5 protein-coding genes are annotated in these 3,916 nt (G+C 65.1%); all 5 read right to left on the reverse strand.

Going from position 1 to position 3,916, the window contains the following annotated elements; all coding sequences use genetic code 11:
- Positions 1 to 1,094 (reverse strand): hypothetical protein (locus PA598K_RS35215; RefSeq protein WP_185602440.1); only part of this gene is annotated, 1,094 nt, incomplete at its 3' end.
- A 13-nt stretch (positions 1,095 to 1,107) separates the two neighbouring features.
- The gene (locus PA598K_RS35220; protein WP_128661308.1) at positions 1,108 to 2,112 is read right to left on the reverse strand and encodes a hypothetical protein; all 1,005 of its coding nucleotides are present in this window, start codon (positions 2,110 to 2,112) and stop codon (positions 1,108 to 1,110) included.
- Entirely contained in the window at positions 2,093 to 3,046 is a 954-nt protein-coding gene (locus PA598K_RS35225) for a helix-turn-helix transcriptional regulator (protein WP_128661309.1), read from the reverse strand. The genes PA598K_RS35220 and PA598K_RS35225 overlap by 20 nt, the downstream gene beginning before the upstream one ends.
- A gap of 16 nt (positions 3,047 to 3,062) precedes the next feature.
- A complete protein-coding gene (locus tag PA598K_RS35230) occupies positions 3,063 to 3,251 on the reverse strand; it encodes a hypothetical protein (protein ID WP_128661310.1) in 189 nt (62 codons plus the stop codon).
- 160 nt (positions 3,252 to 3,411) lie between these two features.
- On the reverse strand, positions 3,412 to 3,916 hold a 505-nt coding region (locus PA598K_RS38590; RefSeq protein ID WP_260405774.1), incomplete at its 5' end, for a phosphotransferase.

Below are 3,916 nucleotides of genomic sequence, written 5' to 3' on the forward strand. Positions count from 1 at the left end.
CGCTCGCAAGCAGCCGCCAGCCGCTCCCGCAGCAGAGCCCGCAGCGACGAGGACAATGGCGCATTGCTGGGTGCATCCGCCTCCGCAGCCCCTGACGCTTCGTCCATCCGCTTCATTGCTGCATCCTCCCGGTCGATGGCCTCCGTACGATCTACCGCCCCTGTCTGCTCTGTCGCCGCCGTCGCCGCCGTCGTCGTCTCGTGCGCGTCCTCACGCGCCTGCGCCCGCTCCCGCTTTTCTCCAAGCGCTGGCTCTCTCCCCTGCCGCGACTCTGCGGCCAGCGCCTCCGCCATCTCCGCCCAATATCGACCCGCCTCGGCATACTGCGCCGCCACAGGGGCCAGCGCGGGCCAATAGGTCATCGCCTCGGCAGCATAAGCGGCAGCGGCGAGCTTGGCCTCGGCATAGGCCGCTATCGTCGCCCGGGCTCCCGTCGGATCGTACGCCCCCGAGTGCAGCGCCGTCCCAATCGCGCCGTAGGCGGCTTTGCCGCACGCGTAATCCTCGGCAGGCAGCAGCGCCTCCTGCGTCTCCCACTTGGCGACCGCCTGGAGGTACGACTCCTTGATCGTCTGCAGCAGCCCCCGCTCCTCTTGCGCCTCGAGGATCTGACCGTACCAGTACGGCGACTGGTTGCGCCCGACCTGCGCCAGCGGCAGCTCCCGCGCTTCCGTCTGCCTGCCGTCCAGCCAGTACAGGCACCGCCTCCGCTCGTCATAGCCGTGGATAACGGCAAATCCGTCGCCCTGCCAGCTAATGACGGCCGTGCCGCCCCGGATCGCAGCGATCATCCGCTCCACCGCCACACGCTGATAGAGCGGGAACGTCGGCCGCTGGTGGAACCCCGCCATCTGCGAGGCCGTGACGCCGATCAGATCGGCAGCCACAAAATGCTCCGCCATCCAGTTGTATGCCGTCGGCGAGTCGGGGAGCAGTTGCCGGTGGACGGAGAAGCGGAAGCACATCCCAGTCATCCCGGCCAGCATCGCCCGGCTATGACCGAACCAGCCCTTGCTCTGCAAGACAGCGTACATCGCATCGACATACGCGCCGCGCTCCGTCGTAAAGTCGATATCTAGTAGATGGCGATTCATCCGTCAACTCCTCCTATCTCGGCGTATGGGCCCCCCATCGCGGCAGCACGCCTGCCAGCGGGTCGGGATAACGCTCGGTGACGAGACGAAGCTCCGCCATCGCCCGCTCCTCTAGCCCGGAGGCAACGGCGAGCGCCTGCGTCAGTTCTGCGACCGGCGCACTGTCGCGCGACGATCGGCTCTCCGCGACATGCGGCAGCGCCGCAGGCAGACTCGCTGCGATGACACCGCTCAGCTCGGCATAGAGCGCCGCAGCCTCCTGCAAGCCGGGCAGACAGCCGCCGCTCAGCTCCCGCAGGTAGTCGCGGATCTCCGTCCGCGACACTTCGTACGAGCGCAGGATGTAGCACGCTCCCCAGCCGTCGTAGCCGCCGCTCTTCAGCGCCTCGATCAGATGGCCATAAGCGGCTCGTCCCGAGGCGATCGAGCGATCGGGCAAGAGCTTGTAAGGCGTATTCCAATCGATCCATGCCTGCCGGAGCGAGCCGAGCGCCTGCTCGCGCAGCGGGATCGACACGCGGTCTCCGATCACCTCGACGTCCCAGAAGGGCGTCTCGTTCAGCCCCAGGTTGTCGTAGAGCACCACTCGACTCTCCGCCGTCCGCCCGTCCTGCACATAGAAGACGCGGTCCTCATCGTCGTAGCCGTGGATGACGCCGAACTCCGGCACCCAATAGACCACCCCCATCCCTTGATCGAGACTGTCCCGGATCCAAGGAATCGCTGCCTGCTGATAGACGGGGAAAGTGGCGTGCCGTGTCCGTCCGCCGTCCGATGCGGTGTAGAAGCCCAAATTGTCGAGTGCCGAGAAGTGCTCGTTGCCCCAGGTGCCGTAGGCGGTCACAGACATCGACAGCAGCTGTCGATGCACCGCCAGCTTGAACGCCATCCCGCTCAAGCCCGACAGCATCCAGAGCGGCGCATCCCACCGCCCGGCGGCGGTCAGGATCGCATAGACTGCGTCCGTGAACGACTTGGACGCCCGGCACATCCGCAGCTCAAGACGGGTCATCGCCATCGCCTGTCCCCGCCTCCTGTCGCTCCAGCGCTTGCAGCACTGCCGCGCACCGGGCGGTCAGTCGCTCCCGCAGCCAGCGCGGCCGCTCGATATCGCGCCACTCCGCAGCCAGCATCTGACGATAAAACGCCTCTGCATCGACGAACTCGACCTCCGTCCAGCCGCCATCGACACTCCGGGCCGCATAGCCGCACCAGTGCTCGCCGACGAGCGGCTCGGGCAGCCGGATGCGGGCGACGAATGGCCTTAGCCCCGACTTGGGCGCCATCGCAGCAGCTGCAGCCACCGTAGCCACCGTGGTCGATGAACCGGCGTCAGGCGCGGCTTCCTCCACGACATGCATCTCGCGCAGCTCGGACAGCGAGAGCGTCTCCGCCCGCGCCTCGCCGTCCCGCAGGTACGTCAGCTCATCGTCGTCGAGGTGGGGGATCAGACCAAGCGGCCGGATCAGCAGCGTCTCGCTTCGTCCGGCAACTGTACGCGTCGCCGACACGGGCAAGCCTTGCTGGATGGCCCGCTCCAGCAGCTCGATCCGCTGCATCCGGCGAGGATCGACCTCGAAGATCGGGATGCGCCAGCCCCGCTCCTGCGGCTCCTCGGCGACGAGCCGGTCGAGCAGATCGCCGATCCGCCGTACGAGCGGGCCTTGCTCATAATCGTACTGCCGATAGCGGTAGGCCAGATAACGCAGTACCCGCTTTTCCTCCTCGGTCGTATAGAGCGGCGGCAGCGTGAAGCTGTCGTCCTCATAGCCGTAGCCACGCTGCTTGGCAATATAGACGAGCGGCGCGCGCAGCGAGGACGCGAGATATTCGATATCCCGCTGCGCTTGCCGCCTCGAGATCTCGAAGCGCTCGGCCAACTGGACGCTGCTCGGATATTTGCCCGCACGGATCTGCTCGTCGAACCACTGGATGCGGTGCAGATGGCTCATCGCTTTTCCCCCTCGCTTACTTGACCACGGCGTCTACTTGTTCTTGTGTTGCCTTGCTGCATCGCTTGCATACCTGGATGACCTTGCCCTCCGAGCTCGCTCTTGGATAGAGTAGCTTGATCCGGGTGCTGCTGCAGATCGGACAGGTGCCCCGCCCTCTGGAGGGCAGATTCCAGAGCACGCGTCCGCGTTTTGTTTTTGGCATATTGTGTACCCTCTTCCTCTATATATACTGGTTCGCCTGTACAGGGCGGCAGACACGTCGTCCCGACGGTGTCAGGATGGATCGTGCTGTTATCAGTATAGAGGGCATGGTCAGACATATCGTGTCGCATCAGTCCATAATAGCCAAAAAAGAGTCCGCCTTAAGCCGATGCGTACCCGCTTAGCCGAGCCCGGCACAGCCGCTCCAGCTCCTCGCCATACGCCGCAAGCCCTTGCATCCGCGTCTCGAACTGCCCGAGAATATAGCGAAATTGCGGCTCGACCGGCTTGCCGGCATAATGCTCGCCGATATACAGCCGCAGCACGGCCAGATGGTACAGCCGGGTCGCCCGGGCGAGGCAGCCCATCTCCTTCACCGTATGCCGCCGAAAGCGGCCGTAGCCTTGCAGGAATGCATCGGCCATCTCGAGATTGCCCTCCGACTGCTGCAATACATGATTGAGACAGATCGCCAGCTCCAGCATGCCGACGTCCATTGACGCGAAATCGAAATCAAGCGCGCCGGTGATCCGCCCTTCCTGCGCGAGCAGATTGAAGATGAGGATATCGTGGTGCACCAGCTGCCGCGGCAAGCCTCGCCACCAGCCCGTGTCCGCGGCTTCCGCTGCGCGCTGCTCCTCGTAAAAGTCGCGCTGTCGCTCAGGC

Source organism: Paenibacillus sp. 598K (assembly GCF_003851045.1).
Classification (GTDB): domain Bacteria; phylum Bacillota; class Bacilli; order Paenibacillales; family Paenibacillaceae; genus Paenibacillus_D.

What these genes read in the sequence shown, in the direction of transcription:
- PA598K_RS35220 (WP_128661308.1), bottom strand. Translation starts at nt 2,112, where the DNA reads ATGGCGATGACCCGTCTTGAGCTGCGGATGTGCCGGGCGTCCAAGTCG.
- PA598K_RS35225 (WP_128661309.1), bottom strand. Translation starts at nt 3,046, where the DNA reads ATGAGCCATCTGCACCGCATCCAGTGGTTCGACGAGCAGATCCGTGCG.
- PA598K_RS35230 (WP_128661310.1), bottom strand. Translation starts at nt 3,251, where the DNA reads ATGCCAAAAACAAAACGCGGACGCGTGCTCTGGAATCTGCCCTCCAGA.